Source organism: Alteromonas sp. 1_MG-2023, assembly GCF_030547075.1.
In the GTDB taxonomy this organism is placed as follows: Bacteria; Pseudomonadota; Gammaproteobacteria; order Enterobacterales; family Alteromonadaceae; genus Alteromonas.
The window spans coordinates 315,291-329,280 of record NZ_JAUOQH010000001.1 but is presented as its reverse complement, the minus strand read 5'-3'; the positions used below and the strand labels follow the sequence as shown (position 1 = coordinate 329,280).

Sequence of the window (13,990 nt, the reverse complement as noted above, 5' to 3'; positions counted from 1 at the left end):
ATACGGTATTACGATAGACAAAAAAATCCCCTGACGAAGCAGGGGATTTTAATTATTTTAATACTTTTTTGTTACCAGTACTCTACTCGTCTAAAAAGCTTCGTAGCTGCTCAGAGCGGCTAGGATGACGTAGCTTACGCAATGCCTTCGCTTCAATCTGACGAATACGTTCACGTGTAACGTCAAATTGCTTGCCGACTTCTTCAAGTGTATGGTCAGTATTCATGTCGATACCAAAGCGCATGCGAAGTACTTTCGCTTCACGTGCAGTTAGCCCTGCTAACACTTCTTGTGTTGCGTCTTTAAGGCTACCGCCGGTCGCAGAATCGAGAGGCTGAATAATCGTACTATCCTCGATAAAATCACCTAAATGCGAATCTTCATCATCGCCAATTGGCGTTTCCATTGAGATAGGCTCTTTAGCAATTTTCAACACTTTACGAATTTTGTCTTCTGGCATAAGCATGCGTTCAGACAATTCTTCAGGTGTTGGCTCACGACCCATTTCTTGCAACATTTGACGCGAAATACGATTAAGTTTGTTAATCGTTTCTATCATGTGCACAGGAATACGGATAGTACGCGCTTGGTCAGCAATAGAACGAGTAATTGCCTGACGAATCCACCACGTAGCATAAGTTGAGAACTTATAACCACGGCGATATTCAAACTTATCTACCGCCTTCATCAGGCCGATGTTACCTTCCTGAATAAGGTCAAGAAATTGCAAACCACGGTTAGTGTATTTCTTAGCAATTGAAATAACCAAACGTAAGTTAGCTTCAACCATCTCTTTTTTCGCACGGCGGGCTTTCGCTTCGCCAATTGACATACGACGGTTAATGTCTTTGATATCAGCAATAACCAAACCAGTTTCTTGTTCAACATGGTTCATCTTGCTAATACAGCGCTCAATTTCTTCTTTATTTACTGCTAATGCATCTGAATAAGCGGTGTTGGCTTTAATCGCTTTTGTTAACCATGCAGATGATGTTTCATTTCCTGCAAATGCCTTAATAAAATCTTTCTTAGGCATTTTAGCGTTAACAACACAGAACTTCATGACAAGACGTTCTTGAATACGCACTTTGTCCATCATTGAACGCATGTTTTTAACCATACGATCAAATTGCTTAGGCACTAAACGGAATTCTTTGAAGACTTCACTCAATGCATTAATTTGCTCACGAGCAGCGGCATGAGAACGACCTTTCTTCTCAATAACGTCACGGGCAACAATGTATTGATCACGTAAGGCACCAAACTTAGCGCGTGCTAATTCTGGGTCTACACCACCTTCATCTTCTTCTTCGTCGTCATCGTCATCTTCATCTTCCAGTTCTTCTTCTGAAAGTTCCGAGCCGATGTGAGTAGCCGTTGGGGCTAAATTTTGTTCTTCATTAGGATCGACAAAGCCCGAGATGATATCGCTAATGCGAATTTCTTCCGCTTCGTACAGGTCCCACTGATCAAGTAGATAAGTGATGGCTTCAGGATATTCAGCAACAGAGCACTGAACCTGATTGATACCGTCTTCTATACGTTTAGCGATTTCAATTTCGCCTTCACGTGTTAGAAGTTCTACCGTACCCATTTCACGCATATACATGCGCACAGGGTCGGTGGTACGCCCAATTTCACTTTCTACTGTAGCAAGCGCCTGAGCTGCAGCTTCAGCTGCGTCTTCATCGGCGGATGCTTCTTGCATGAGAAGTTCGTCTGAATCTGGTGCAGATTCAGAAACTTGAATTCCCATGTCGTTGATCATGCGGATAATATCTTCAATTTGATCAGAATCGACAATATCTTGCGGCAGGTGGTCGTTAACTTCTGCAAAGGTTAAGTAACCTTGCTCTTTACCTTTTGCAATCAGGAGTTTAATCTGAGACTGCTTGCTTTGCGCCATATAACCTACACTTCTCACATTCAATTAGTTTGCAATAGAAATACCCATGCCTTTAAAGGCATGTACGTTATTTCTCTGTAGTACTACTGTTGTATCAATGCCGCTTTCGCTCGGTGTCACGTTATATTAAACGGTGCACACCTGCCCGGGTTTGGTTCTGCCCGTTTTGGTTCGGCTTTTTAATTGCTACTGACATTGCTGCAAATTTGTTCACATTTATGCTTATAAGCTTGCGTGCAGCGAATTAGCCAGTATAGCAGAATAACTAATGGTTTTACCAGATTGGTGGCTGATTTTTTAGCCAGTTTTTAGGCTCGACTTTATGGTCAGCTTTTCTGGCGTTCCTTCATTAACAAGTTCAGTTCCTCTTTTTCCACTTGTGTAAGTGTCTGAACTCGAGAGCGAGAAATTAAAGTTTCAATTCGGCTATCGAAATGCCAATCCAGTAGTCGAGCAAAACTGTCGCTATAAACACGTTCAGCATCCTCGTCTTTGACCAGATGTTCTTGTAACAATAACTTCGCGATAGTAGAAGAATGGGGATGGTTACGGAAGTTTTCAACTAGCTGTGCTGTTGTAGCGTTAGGTGACTGTGCACAATAACGATGAATATCTAATAAAAGATCCATACCAGCAGCATCGCTTCCCTCAAATACCGCGGGCTGTACGTCGTCGCAGCGCGTTGCTAATGAGGGAGAGTCTAACAACAAGCGAATTAGCATACGAAGCGGTGATAAGCGGGCTTTTCCCACTTGATTTCTATTTGCCGAATACCCTGGCTTACTGTTTTTGTGGTTTGCTTTTGATATGTCTTGCTGCAATTTAAATCTGTCGTATTCACCAGTATGCTTGGCAAGTTCTTCTAATAACATTTGCTTTTGGTCGTCACCCTGAACACTTTCAATTAATGGCATGGCGGCTTTACGAAGCGCTATTTTACCTTCTGCCGTTCCAATTTTATGCGTCTTTAATTGGTTTTCGAAGAAAAAGCGAGATAAAGGCATGGCATTCTCGAGCATGTCCATAAAGGCATCTTTGCCAATCTTTCTTACCATAGTATCTGGGTCTTCGCCGTCAGGTAAGAATAAGAAAGACAGTCTGACACCGTCTTTTAAGGCGGGCAGGGCGTTTTCTAACGCGCGCCATGCAGCTTCTCGTCCTGCGCGGTCGCCATCATAGCAACAAACAATATGCGGCGTTGCTCGCACTAACATTTGCATATGTTCAGCGGTGGTAGCGGTCCCAAGTGCAGCCGTTGCTTGGTTAATACCAAACTGACTTAATGCTACTACATCCATATAACCTTCAACAATCATAACAGTGTCGAGTTGACGGTTTTGTTGACGAGCTTGGTAAAAACCAAATAGCTCACTGCCTTTATGGAAGATACGGGTTTCAGGGGAGTTTAAGTATTTAGGGCCGCCGTCTTCTAATACTCGGCCACCAAAACCGACAACGCGGCCTCGTTTGTCCCTGATAGGGAACATGATTCGGTCGCGAAAGAAGTCGTAACGTCTGCCTTGGTCGTTTTGATTAACCAGTTTTAAGTCGATAAGCTGCTTTACACGGGCTTGGTCTTTGCCAAAGGTTTTTAGCAGGGCGTCCCAACTGTCTGGCGCATAGCCAATTTCCCATTGCTTAACGATATCGCCGCTAAGTCCACGGCTTTTCAAATAATCTATGGCTTTTCCGCTATTTTCATTTTGTTTTAGTTGGTGTTGAAAAAAGCGAACAACTTGTTCCATTAGCGAGTAGTCGTCTTGCTGTTGCTGCTTTTTCTCTTCGCTAACAACAGGCAAGTGGCCTTTCTCTCTCGGCACTTCTAATCCGTAGAGTTTGGCGAGTTCTTCAATGGCCTCAACAAATTCAAGACGGTCGAATTCCATTAAAAAGGAAATAGCGTTGCCGTGCGCACCACAACCAAAGCAATGATAGAACTGCTTTTCTTGGCTTACGGTAAAAGAAGGGCTTTTCTCATTATGAAAAGGGCAGCAAGCTTGATAATTTTTGCCCGCTTTTTTTAACTTCACCCTACTATCAACAATGTCGACAACATCGGTGCGTGAGAGAAGATCATCAATAAAATCGCGAGGTATTTTTCCGGCCATGAGGGGACACTAATGCTTATAACGGTAACTAGATTAACACAAAAAAGTACTTTAACAGGGAAGGGAAAAAATGAGAATGGCAGGTTTGTATTAGCACAAACCTACCTACATCTATTTCTACCGCTATCTCTTTAGCGTTATTTAGGCATTTAAACGGGCTTTAATTTTCGCACTAAGCGCGCCCATATCGGTACGACCTTGAACTTGCGGTTTAAGGCTGCCCATTACTTTACCCATGTCTTGCATGCCTTGAGCACCAGTATTTGCCATAGTTTCATCAATTAACGCTGCAAGTTCTTCATCGGTTAAAGGCTGTGGAAGAAAATCTTCTAAAACCACAATCTCTTCACGCTCTTTACTGGCTAGGTCATCACGGTCAGCGGCATCAAACTGAGAGGCAGCATCTTGACGCTGTTTAACCATCTTAGTTAATACGGCAAGAATATCGCTATCAGTTAGGGTAATTTGCTCGTCAATTTCACGTTGTCTAATTGCTGCTATTGCCATACGGATTGTGCCTAGACGTAATTTGTCTTTGGCGCGCATTGCATCTTTTTGTGCAGATTTTAAATCGTCTATTAAAGCCATGATGCTCCCAAAAAATAGTGTTCCCGTCTGAAAGGGGAAATATTATAAGAAGGTAAAAAGAAAAAAGTAAAAAATAAAGCTAATAAAAAAGCGAGAATAAATTTCTGTACCCCAGAAACGCGAAAGGTGCTGCAAATGCAACACCTTTCAGACTCGTAACTGAAACCCTGTACTAGTAGAGTTTTACGCGACGTGCGTTTTCACGAGCTAATTTCTTTAGATGACGCTTTTTGGCAGCGGCTTTCTTACGCTTGCGTTCCCAAGTAGGCTTTTCGAAGAACTCACGACGACGAACTTCAGACAATACGCCTGCTTTCTCACAAGAACGCTTAAAACGACGCAGCGCTACATCAAACGGCTCGTTTTCTCTAACTTTAACGATAGGCATTTAAACACTCACCTCAAAACTTTTGCTGTATAATTCCGGGAAATTGAGCGCTAAAAAGGCCACCCGGGTTAAAAATGGTGCGAAATTCTAATCATTTCCGAACAGAAAGTAAAGACTGAATTGCCAAAAAATAGGCAATATTGCGCAAATAAACGAAGCACCATTCCAAGATATGCGGAATAAAGGTAAACTCTGCGCCCTCTGAGACAAGGTAATACCTTTTATCTGTCTACGTGAGAAGAAGAATTCAGCGCGATCCCGCATCGGTTGAGTGGATCATATCACAGATCGCAGATGATCAAACAGGTCAGGTACTGATCTATTGTAATAAACTTTGTTATTAAAGACGTAAAGGTAAGGTTTGGCTCAATGCAAATATTAGGAATAGTATGCGTATATTAGGAATAGAAACTTCTTGTGATGAAACGGGTATTGCCGTTTATGACGATACTGCGGGGTTATTGTCACACGAATTATACAGCCAAGTTAAATTACACGCCGATTACGGCGGTGTAGTGCCTGAACTTGCGTCACGAGATCATGTTCGAAAAATTATCCCACTTATCGAAAAAGCACTTAGTGATGCTAACACCCAACCTAGTGAATTAGACGGCGTAGCCTTTACCCAAGGTCCAGGCCTTGTTGGTGCCTTATTAGTAGGTTCATCAGTGGGCCGTTCTTTAGCGTATGCGTGGGGTGTACCTGCGGTAGGTGTGCATCATATGGAAGGACATTTACTTGCCCCTATGCTAGAAGATAACGCGCCTGAATTTCCCTTTATTGCATTGTTAGTATCGGGCGGCCATTCTATGTTGGTAAAAGTAGAAGGTATAGGCAGTTATGAAGTACTCGGCGAGTCTATAGATGATGCAGCCGGTGAAGCTTTTGATAAAACAGCTAAGCTTCTGGGGCTTGATTACCCTGGTGGGCCTTTATTAGCCAAACTGGCTGAAAAAGGTGAGCCTGGCCACTACAAATTCCCAAGGCCAATGACAGATCGCCCAGGTTTAGATTTCAGCTTCAGCGGTTTGAAAACCTTTGCAGCCAACACCATCCGTGCTGCGGATGACAATGAGCAAACCAAAGCAAATATTGCCTATGCATTTCAAGAAGCGGTTATCGATACCCTCATCATTAAATGTAAGCGAGCGCTTAAACAGACCGGTATGAAACGGTTAGTGATTGCTGGCGGCGTAAGTGCAAACACCATGCTGCGAACCCAGATGAAAACCTTGATGGATGACTTACGTGGGGAAGTGTTCTATCCGAACTTGGCATACTGTACCGACAACGGTGCCATGATTGCCTATGCAGGTATGCAACGATTGAAAGCAGGTGAAATATTAGGGCTGTCTTCACAAGCTAAACCTCGCTGGCCACTTGATACACTATCACCCGTATAATAATGCTGTCACGGGATAGGGTTATCATGCTAAAAGATAAGAGTATTTTAGTTGGTTTGTAGGAATAATCATCATGTTTGACAAGATTAGATCTTGGCAAGTCATCCAATTTTACGTACCGCTATCTGCCGTTATCGTTTTATTGTTAATGGCCTTTCAAGCTGATGCGCAAAGCAATAATGAAGCCACTACAGACCCCGTGACCAATCCGTCGGTCCAGCACGAAAAAAATCATGTTGTACTCATCTCCTTAGATGGATTTAGGCATGATTACATTGAACTTCATGATGCGAAAAACCTTGCCCGTATTGCTAAAGCGGGTGTGCGGTCGAAATCATTAACGCCGGTTTACCCTGCCAATACGTTCCCTAACCATATTTCTATTGTGACAGGGCTGCTGCCCATTAACCACGGTATAATTGATAACAGATTTTATGCAAAGTCGCGGCCTGATAATCAGGGGGGCTATGCTACATATTCGATGGGTAAAGCCAAGGGCGACAGTAGTTGGATTACGGCATTACCCCTTTGGCATTTAGCTGAATTTCAGGGACATAAAGCAGCGACCTTTTTCTGGCCTGAATCTGACGCCAGAATAGCCGGCGCGCTTCCTACCTATCTTTATCATTATTCAAAATATGCAGACTACCAACAGCGGATTGATCAAATTGTTCAATGGCTAGGTTTACCTGAAACAGCACGCCCCCTCTTTGTTGCAGGCTATTTTTCGCTGACCGATACGGTAGGTCACGATGAAGGGCCTACGTCGTCAAAAACAAAAGAAGCCGTCGCCAAGGTTGATGAGTTAATTGGTCAACTGTATGACCGACTGAACGCGCTACCGATAAGGGTAAACCTAGTGGTGGTGTCTGATCACGGTATGACAACATTAAACGACAGTCATAACGTTATGGTGGAATCTTTAGATATTCCCGATTATTTTACTATTAATAACAGTGGAGCGCTGGTTCGGCTTTACGCACATTCAGAGGTGAGGGCAGAACTAATTGAAGATGAGAAATCTCGACTTAACGCGCTCGCAAAAGGCCAATTTAAAGTACTAACCACTGCTGAACGTGATTCTAGGCATATACCTTACAACAAGCGTACGGGCGACATTGTTATTGAAATTTCAGCGCCAGGTCGTTTTAAAAGTGAGGAAGATACTCATGCTAGTAAAGGTGGGCATGGATACTTAAATACGCTACCAGATATGGGCGGGTTATTTGTTGCATCAGGCCCTTCATTTCAAGAAGGCAAAACACTCCCTGCTTTTAGTAACTTAGAAATTTACCCTGCCTTGGCGGAAATTATGGGGCTGGATTTGCTCACACCTATTGATGGTGAAATTGCCGTATTAAGACAAGGGTTACGATAAATAAACAAAACGCATTCGTTGGTCTGCCCCCCACACTATGATTGTGTTTACTCTTTCGTATTGCCCTTATCCCAAATTTTACCTTCAGAACGGCTCATCAATCGGGCGATATTTTCACGGTGTCGTAAGATGATAAGTAAAGAAAGCATAAGTACCGGAACGGTATAGAGTGGCTTGATTAGCCAAGTAAATAATGGCGCTAAACTTACTGCAATCAATGCGCCGAGAGACGAATAGCCGGTAAGAAACACCACGATAATCCAGCTCAAAATTAGCAGCCCTGCTAAATCTAATCCAATGGGGAGCATGGCACCAAATGCTGTTGCTACGGCTTTGCCACCTTTAAAGCCGAAGTACAAAGGGAAAATGTGGCCCAAACACGCTGCGATGGCGATAAGGCCTAAAAGCACAGGTTCTAAACCTAAAAAGTAGCTTGAGTAAACCGGAATAGTGCCCTTCAAAATATCCATTACTAGTACAAGCAACGCCGGAATTCTTCCACCAATTCGATAAACATTGGTAGCGCCGGGGTTTTTAGAGCCTGCAGTGCGAGGGTCGGGAAGTGAAAAGGCTTTACAAATAACCACCGCGCTCGATAAAGAGCCAAATAAATAGGCTACGCAAATCATTAAAAGGGCTAACGGTATCATTATTGCTGCTTCAACCTGCTGCTTGGTACACTAAACGTATATCAAAACTAATAATATAGGGCGAATGCTACTGTGCATGTTGCCCCCACTTGCAGTACAACGGTATAGTTGTGCCACCCTCGCCAAAAAGGCGAGTAACGCAAAGCGTAAAGCTACTCCATTCAAAAGTGATATACCACCTTTTGGGAAGAAGTTAACGTGGTAGTAAGACCAGTGTGACCACAAAATGAAAAGGTTTATGGGAAAAATATATATAACAGGACTTGCCGTGGATACGCTAATTGGTGTCTATGACTGGGAGCGTGAGCGTTTAACCACCTTGCTGCTTGATGTAGAACTAGATGCGAACTTAGACGCTGCGATGAAGTCGGACAATGTGGACGACACCATTAACTATGCTGAAGTGGCTGATTGCATCACCGAAGTGGGTAAAACGAGCAGCTTTACCCTATTAGAAGCATTCGGCGGTGCTGTCATGAACCAGGTGCTTGCTACTTTTCCTGCACAGGCCATTCGCCTTAAAATTGTGAAGCCCAACATTCTTCCCAATGCGCAAACAGTAGCTGTGGCTATGTATCAGGAACAAACTTAGTGGGGCGTCACACTATTTTAATCAGTGTGGGTTCTAATATCGACAAAGAATACTACATTCGAGAAAGTATAAAAGCCCTTAAATTGCATTTTGATGATGTTAGCTATTCGTCAGTATACGAAAGTGAGTCAGTAGGATTTGACGGCAGCGCTTTCTATAACTTGGTGGCAAAAGCGGTTACTTCTAAGAGTATTCTAGAAGTGCGAGACACCTTTCGTCAGATAGAAAGAGACAATGGTCGTAAACACGGGGAAAAGAAATTTTGTTCCCGTACACTAGATTTAGATTTACTCACATACGATAACGAAGTGACTAATGCACCAGTTGTATTGCCTCGGGAAGAAATTTTGTATAACGCCTTTGTATTGTGGCCGTTAGCTGAATTGGTACCTAATGATATTCATCCTGTTGAAGGTAAAACCTACGAGGTACTTTGGCAGGCATTTGATAAACAAAAACAAGCACTCTCGCCCATCAACTTTACTTGGAGCTAAGCAAAGGAATGACACTGTTCGAAATAATTATACTGGCCATTATTCAGGGCGTTACCGAGTTTTTACCTATTAGTAGTTCTGGGCACCTTCTCTTGCCTGCAGAACTATTTGGTTGGGTGAGTCAGGGATTAGCATTTGATGTTGCTGTTCACGTTGGAAGCTTGCTGGCGGTAATGATTTATTTTCGCCAAGAAATCGCTCAAATGACAGTAGCTTGGGTAACTAAAGGCTTCACCAAAGAGCAAAACACCGACAGCAAACTGGCTTGGTACGTAATTATTGCCACTATACCTGCTGTGATAATCGGTTTTGTGATGAAAGACTGGATAGAACTTAACGCCCGAACGGCCCTTGTTATTGCCGCTACCACCATTATCTTTGGCTTGGCGCTATGGTATGCCGATGCTACCGCAAAACGCACACAAGAATTAACGTCTCTTAATTGGAAGCAAGCGTTATTAATTGGTATGGCACAAGTGCTTGCGTTAATTCCTGGTACATCTCGTTCAGGTATTACCATGACTGCCGGTTTAATGCTGGGTCTTAATCGAGAAAGCTGTGCACGATTCTCATTCTTGCTTTCTATCCCGGTTATTTTGGGTGCAGGGTTGCTCGCCACATTAGATTTATTACAGGCAAACGAAGCGGTAGATTGGTCTGCCTTACTTTATGGCGCAGCATTCTCATTTGTTAGTGCCTATTTATGTATTTATTTGTTCCTAAGCTGGATATCGCGCATTGGAATGCTTCCATTTGTAATTTACCGCCTGCTATTAGGCGTAATTTTGCTCTGGTTCGTATTCGCATAGGGTAAACCAGGATCTGTTAACCAATATTTGTTAATTAGGGTCCTACGCAACCGATATCATATTATTGTTAGTGATTTACGCAGGGAGTAGGCAATGTTAGAGACTATTTTTACTAAGATTATCAATAAAGAAATACCCGCGGATATTCTTTATGAAGACGAGATTTCGTTAGCGTTTAGAGACATTAACCCGCAGGCGCCAGTTCACTTTTTAGTGATCCCGAAGAAGGCTATTCCTACCATTAACGACATCACTAAAGAAGATAGAGAAGTCGTAGGGCACTTATCTTATGTGGCTGCAAAGGTTGCGGGTGAGCTAGGGGTAGATGAGCAAGGTTATCGTACGGTAATGAACTGTAATGAGTTTGGTGGGCAAACGGTATATCACATCCACTTACATGTACTGGCGGGTAAGATTATGGGATGGCCGCCTTATATTGATACTGCAAAGCGCTTAGAATAATACATCATTTGTTTTTAATGAATATAAAGATAGCCGGCTAGTTGCTTAATAAATACAACTAGCCGGCTGAGTCTTTAAATACTTATGTAGGTACCGTTATGGATGCACATAAGACCAATCCTTTTAAATAAGGCCTCTAAAATAAAGCCTCTAAAATCAACAGGTAGAACTTAGTCTAAACCCAGTACCTTTTTACCTTGGTTGAAGTGAATATCTACAGGAATGTTTGCCGCTTCTAAACGAGCTAAATCTGCTGCTAGCTGTGGCTTAATCACGCCCATATTCGCAACCAATTCTGCCACACCGTCGTAGTCGCCATCCCCTTGTAAGGTAAGAATAAGCTCAGATAACGCTGCTACTGCTGCGCCCATCTTTTCAACATTAACCCGATAAACCCCTTTTTCAGTTTGCTCGAAAGCGCCTTCTTGTGCGAAGAAATTAAAGCGGATCATGTTTGCTTTACCGTGTGCGCTAGAAGCCCCAAAACGTACTGAACGGAAAATGCCGGCCATAAAGGTAACGTAATAATCTTCTAGCGTGCCTTCTGAAATCTCGCCTTTTTCTAATAAGTTTTGAATCATGTAAAGGCCAAGAATATCTGCTTTTCCTTCTTCAAGGGCAGAAGCGTGTTCTTTTAACGACCCTCGCACAGTACCGCTACCATCAAGGGTGTTTTTAATGCCTAAACCGTGGGCCACTTCGTGAAACATGGTGTTGGCAAAAAAAGCATCAAAGGTAATGTGAGCGCGTTGTTCTGGAGCGATTAACATATCCGCGATGGGAATAAGAATATTGTCGAACTTTGCACGCATGGCGTTTTTAAGTTGCAAACGACGAGTGCCTTTTTCAAGTTGTACACGCTCATCATTAGGCAAGTTAATCGCAATGGTTTTACTGCCCGCGTTAGAGTGACCCGCGTAATACACCACGTCATAAGCATTTAAGTCGGCATCAGAGCCTGGAACTTCGGCTTTATATTCAGCCGGTACCGGTAACCCTTCTTGTAGTTCTGGAAGAAAAGCGGCGTATTTTGCTAATTTTTCACTCCATGCCAAATCCTTCACCAAGACATAAGCTTCAAAGGCTGCACGGTAGCCGAATAATTGATCTTCATAGCTTTCAATAGGGCCGATAACCAACTCAACAGGGTTGGTTTTCATATCCATCCATGCCATGTCAGACGCTAAGTAATCGTCGGTAAGCAATGCTTCAGCCCGCAAGGTCAGGTAAGCTTTAAAGCTAGGATCTTGTGCCAGTTCAGCAGCCTGTTTTAGTATATTCGACGCAGCCGTCAACTCAGCTTTATAGGCCGTAGAGTAGGGGACTGAGTAAAGTTTGCCAGTGTCATCTTGCTTCACTAGCGAGTATAAACCTTGTTGGTCATCAAACGAGACTGCAGCAAAGTCAGCTTTCGTCATGTCATGGGGATAGAATTCAGCCCCCAACGCTTTTTCATCAAACCCAGACAGAAAAGGTTTATCGCCGTTTAGTCTATCCCAAGGGCCATAGTTAATAGCGGCAAAGTGCTTAACGTCGTCGCCATCTATACTGTTTAAAAATTCATTTTTATCACCTGAAAAAGCTTGTTTCCAAAATAGGTCATCCATTATTTTGGAAGCATCAATTAACAAGCCTATCATCTGTTTTTGCTCGTCACTTAAATGTGATAGGTCGCTGGTAAGTGCAACGGGGTGATAAATAGAAAGGCGAGACTTATCGATAAGAAGCGCAGGACCTGTGGAAGCGTTTGGTGTAGCGTTTTGAGACGCCGGTGTGACAGTTTTAGTTTTTGAAACCGCCTCTTCTGGTGCCTTGCCGCAAGCGCTTAAGAATAAACTAGAGGCAATAGCCAATGCTAAGGTAGAGTAATGTTTACGTGGTAATTTTATCATAAAAGTTTTCTGTTCTACATTTAGTGGCAGTGGGTGAATATACAATAAGGTAACAGGTTACCTAGGGCATTTTGATATGTATCAAGGTTTCATGTAAAGGTATATGTACTACACTCTTGATAACGCGTAATAATGTATATTCAATATTAAGTTAGCAAAAGGTTCAGTATTAATTGTGCTAAATAACGGTTATAACATAAGGAGATTGTGATTTCCTGCTATGATAAATCTATGCTTTTCAAATGCGTAGCTTATAGTGGAATTGAAAAGTCTCTGAGCAACTGCAAATTGGTCATTTACTCGCAAACAAGGATTACAGTGTAACCGCGGGTATCTTAAATTCATTGCCTTTTAGTGGCTATTTGAAACATATCTAAGGGTAGGTATATGTCTACACAAAATGCGCTCTCAACGATTCTTGTTGAAAAAATAACTAACGACACACTCGTACTTCCTACGTTACCCGCGATTGCTTTAAAAGTAAGAAAATCAGCGGATGATCCTAATATTAACTTAGGTGCAATGGGTGATGTTATCGCTCAAGACCCTTCATTAAGCGCAAGAATGATTAAAATTGCGAACAGTGCTTACATGGGGCGTAGCATTAAAGTGAATTCCATTAGCCAAGCGGTTACCCGTATTGGTTTACGACAAATCAAAAATATATCTACCGCACTGGCCATGGAGCAACTGTTTGTTTCAAAAAATGACGTGGTGAGCAGCTACTTGCAGAAAGAATGGGCAAATACGGTCAATATTGTTGCCAACTCTATGGCAGTAATGCAAATGTATGTTGCGCGTACCAAAAAGCGGGAAATGAGCATGGACACCATGACGTTAACGGCCTTAACGCACAATATTGGTGTATTACCTATTCTTACGGAAGCTGAGCGTCATCCTGAAGTATTTGCCAATCCTACATTTTTAGAAGTTGCCATTGATAAACTAGGGGGCCGAATTGGCGCTAGTATCATGCGTGAGTGGGGTTTTGGGCAAGATTTCATTAGTGTGGCTAAGTGCTGGAAAGACTTAAGCTATATTCCGGAGCATGTCACTTACATCGATTTTGTTCGTGTGGGTGCTGCGGTATCGGGGTCTATGGAAAGCCAAAAAGATGCGGTATTGAATCTAGCTATACAGCGAGATGTTATCGATGACGTAGCGTTATTGAATTCAGATGAATTTGTCGAGCTAGCCAGTGCAGCTAAGCAAATATTTGCTTAGCTAGTTATAAAGAGCTAGATGTGAAAAGCTATTAACGATAGCGGATTGGGATAGCCTATAACGACTTTCCATCGAGGCTTCTCATTAAGATAATGT

General features: G+C 42.7%; 13 protein-coding genes. 7 read left to right on the top strand and 6 right to left on the bottom strand.

Annotated features, from left to right (window positions below; translation table 11 throughout):
• Positions 1 to 82 precede the first annotated feature (82 nt).
• From rpoD to rpsU, 4 genes are all read right to left on the bottom strand, one after another.
• Entirely contained in the window at positions 83 to 1,906 is a 1,824-nt protein-coding gene (gene rpoD / locus Q4561_RS01385; RefSeq protein WP_303456901.1) for an RNA polymerase sigma factor RpoD, read from the bottom strand.
• Between the two features lie 326 nt (positions 1,907 to 2,232).
• A complete protein-coding gene (gene dnaG, locus Q4561_RS01380; protein ID WP_303456900.1) occupies positions 2,233 to 4,014 on the bottom strand; it encodes a DNA primase in 1,782 nt (593 codons plus the stop codon).
• Positions 4,015 to 4,155: 141 nt separating this feature from the next.
• Complete coding sequence (locus tag Q4561_RS01375) at positions 4,156 to 4,602, bottom strand: GatB/YqeY domain-containing protein (RefSeq protein ID WP_303456898.1); 447 nt, start codon at positions 4,600 to 4,602, stop codon at positions 4,156 to 4,158.
• 172 nt (positions 4,603 to 4,774) lie between these two features.
• Positions 4,775 to 4,990, bottom strand: a complete 216-nt coding sequence (gene rpsU / locus Q4561_RS01370; protein ID WP_012517258.1) for a 30S ribosomal protein S21 — start codon at positions 4,988 to 4,990, stop codon at positions 4,775 to 4,777.
• Positions 4,991 to 5,379: 389 nt separating this feature from the next.
• Between rpsU and tsaD the strand changes: the two genes are divergently transcribed.
• Positions 5,380 to 6,393, top strand: coding sequence for a tRNA (adenosine(37)-N6)-threonylcarbamoyltransferase complex transferase subunit TsaD (tsaD, locus tag Q4561_RS01365; RefSeq protein ID WP_303456897.1), 1,014 nt, complete (start codon positions 5,380 to 5,382; stop codon positions 6,391 to 6,393).
• 73 nt (positions 6,394 to 6,466) lie between these two features.
• A complete protein-coding gene (locus Q4561_RS01360) occupies positions 6,467 to 7,771 on the top strand; it encodes an ectonucleotide pyrophosphatase/phosphodiesterase (protein ID WP_303456895.1) in 1,305 nt (434 codons plus the stop codon).
• Between the two features lie 47 nt (positions 7,772 to 7,818).
• Here the strand turns inward: Q4561_RS01360 and plsY are convergent, their stop codons facing one another.
• Complete coding sequence (plsY, locus tag Q4561_RS01355; protein ID WP_303456894.1) at positions 7,819 to 8,421, bottom strand: glycerol-3-phosphate 1-O-acyltransferase PlsY; 603 nt, start codon at positions 8,419 to 8,421, stop codon at positions 7,819 to 7,821.
• Between the two features lie 238 nt (positions 8,422 to 8,659).
• Here plsY and folB point away from each other — a divergent pair, with 238 nt between their 5' ends.
• From folB to Q4561_RS01335, 4 genes are all read left to right on the top strand, one after another.
• Positions 8,660 to 9,013, top strand: coding sequence for a dihydroneopterin aldolase (folB, locus tag Q4561_RS01350; protein ID WP_303456891.1), 354 nt, complete (start codon positions 8,660 to 8,662; stop codon positions 9,011 to 9,013).
• A complete protein-coding gene (folK, locus tag Q4561_RS01345; protein ID WP_303456888.1) occupies positions 9,013 to 9,507 on the top strand; it encodes a 2-amino-4-hydroxy-6-hydroxymethyldihydropteridine diphosphokinase in 495 nt (164 codons plus the stop codon). Before folB ends, folK begins: the two co-directional genes overlap by 1 nt.
• 8 nt (positions 9,508 to 9,515) lie before the next feature.
• Positions 9,516 to 10,316, top strand: a complete 801-nt coding sequence (locus tag Q4561_RS01340) for an undecaprenyl-diphosphate phosphatase (protein WP_303456886.1) — start codon at positions 9,516 to 9,518, stop codon at positions 10,314 to 10,316.
• 93 nt (positions 10,317 to 10,409) lie between these two features.
• Positions 10,410 to 10,778 (top strand): histidine triad nucleotide-binding protein, encoded by a 369-nt coding sequence (locus Q4561_RS01335; RefSeq protein WP_303456883.1) that lies wholly within the window; start codon positions 10,410 to 10,412, stop codon positions 10,776 to 10,778.
• 170 nt (positions 10,779 to 10,948) lie between these two features.
• On the opposite strand, the gene Q4561_RS01330 is transcribed toward Q4561_RS01335, so the two are convergent.
• Entirely contained in the window at positions 10,949 to 12,670 is a 1,722-nt protein-coding gene (locus Q4561_RS01330; protein ID WP_303456879.1) for a Zn-dependent hydrolase, read from the bottom strand.
• A 387-nt stretch (positions 12,671 to 13,057) separates the two neighbouring features.
• Between Q4561_RS01330 and Q4561_RS01325 the strand changes: the two genes are divergently transcribed.
• Entirely contained in the window at positions 13,058 to 13,894 is an 837-nt protein-coding gene (locus Q4561_RS01325; RefSeq protein WP_303456876.1) for an HDOD domain-containing protein, read from the top strand.
• Positions 13,895 to 13,990 lie beyond the last annotated feature (96 nt).